The 1,627-nt window shown below is 69.5% G+C and carries 2 protein-coding genes; both read left to right on the top strand.

All coding sequences use genetic code 11. The features are described from left to right. Positions 1–1,332, top strand: a 1,332-nt coding sequence (locus GY812_16885; GenBank protein ID MCP4437161.1) for a hypothetical protein, incomplete at its 5' end; no start/stop codon positions are given. Next, positions 1,329–1,627, top strand: a 299-nt coding sequence (locus GY812_16880) for a sulfite exporter TauE/SafE family protein (GenBank protein ID MCP4437160.1), incomplete at its 3' end; no start/stop codon positions are given. The genes GY812_16885 and GY812_16880, both read left to right, overlap by 4 nt.

The following is a 1,627-nucleotide window of genomic DNA, read 5'->3' as shown; positions in this document are numbered from 1 at the left end:
GATCACGAGACCGAGGGTGCGCTCGGGCTGGACGGACTCCTTGCGTGGTCACAGGCGCGGTACGTAGCGCGCGAGGCCGCCAAACCATTGGCGCCCCGTGCCGCTCGACTCGACGAGGCCCACGGGTCGATCCTGGCGTCGCCGCTGCTCACCCCGTACGACGAGCCGTTCGCCGACGCTGCCGCGTTCGATGGGTACGCCGTCTGCGCGGGCGGGCCGTGGACGCTCGCGGATCTCGCTCGCGATGTCGCACTCGCGCCGCACCATGCAATGCGGGTCCGGGCACGCCAGATCCTTCCCGGTCACACCGATGCGGTCCTGCCCGTGGCTCACAGCGTCCTCGAGCAGACAGACGACAGAACCGAGCGCGTCACCGCGCTCGACGCGCTTACTGACCTGCCCGAGGTCAACGCGCGACCAGATTTCGGCACCGGGGTCATCACCCGCGGCAGCATCCGGCCGGCCGGCAGCGAACTCGTCGGCGCCGCGACCCAGGTGACGCCCGCGATCCTCGCGATGGCTGCCGCCGCCGGTGTCGACGATGTGCACGTCATCCCTCCCCCGACCGTCGGCACGCTCGTTCTGGGGTCCAGCCTCCTCACGCAGGGCCCACCCCGCGACGGTCGGGTTCGTGACGCCTTGGGCTGGACGCTTCCCGCGCTGCTCGGAGGCCTGGGTGCACGCGCCCATCCGCCGGTGCGCGCGCCGGACACCCGCGACCTGTTGCTGCGGGAGATCGACGACGCCGATGTCGATCTGCTCGTCACCACCGGCTCCACGTCGCCGGGAGACAACATTCTTCGTTCCGCCCTTCACGACATCGGTGCGCACTGGTTGATCGACGGCGTGATGGCCACCCCGGGTGCCCAGACGCTGCTGGTGAGACTGCCCGACGGGCGACTCCTGCTCGGCCTTCCGGGGCATCCGGACGCCGCGATTGCCGGCGCCATCACTCTGGCGCCACCGTTGATCGCCGGTCTGCGTGGCGAGCTGACCGACGAACGATTGGCCGTTCCCGGAACCGTCCCCGCCCGCGCCACGTTGACTGCGGACACCCCACCCCCGGACTACGAGGAAGACACCGTCGTGTGCCCGGTTCGACTCGAGTCCGGTGGTGTCGATGCGCACGGCTCCCCGGTGGTCGCGTCCCCCGTGCTCGCGCACCCACTGACGTCGGACGGGCCCGCAAATCTGCACGGCTGGGCGAACGCTGACGCGGTCGCGCTGATCGCCCCCGGATCCGGTGCCGCCGGAGACGTGGTGGAGCTCGTCGATCCCCTCGGCCGACCAGCTCACACCTCGGGTAGTTCTCCTCGTTCGACGATAGAATGAGGTACGTGCTGGACGTGCCCGATCTCGTCATCGGTGGACTCTCCATAGATCCGATCTTGGCTTTCGGTGGCCTGCTCGCTGGGCTTCTGGTGGGCCTGACCGGCATGGGCGGCGCCGCACTCGTCACCCCCATGCTGGTGCTGGTGTTTGGGGTGCCGCCAGCGGCCGCGGTATCCAGCGACGTTGTCGCATCCGCCGCGATGAAACCGGTCGGCTCGTGGGTTCACATCCGTGCACGAACCGTCCATTGGCGCATGGTCTGGTGGTTATCCGTCGGATCGATTCCCGGCGTACT

The sequence above is a fragment of the Actinomycetes bacterium genome (genome assembly GCA_024222295.1).
Taxonomy (GTDB): Bacteria; Actinomycetota; Acidimicrobiia; order Acidimicrobiales; family Microtrichaceae; genus JAAEPF01.
This window is presented reverse-complemented; position numbering and strand designations above follow the sequence as displayed.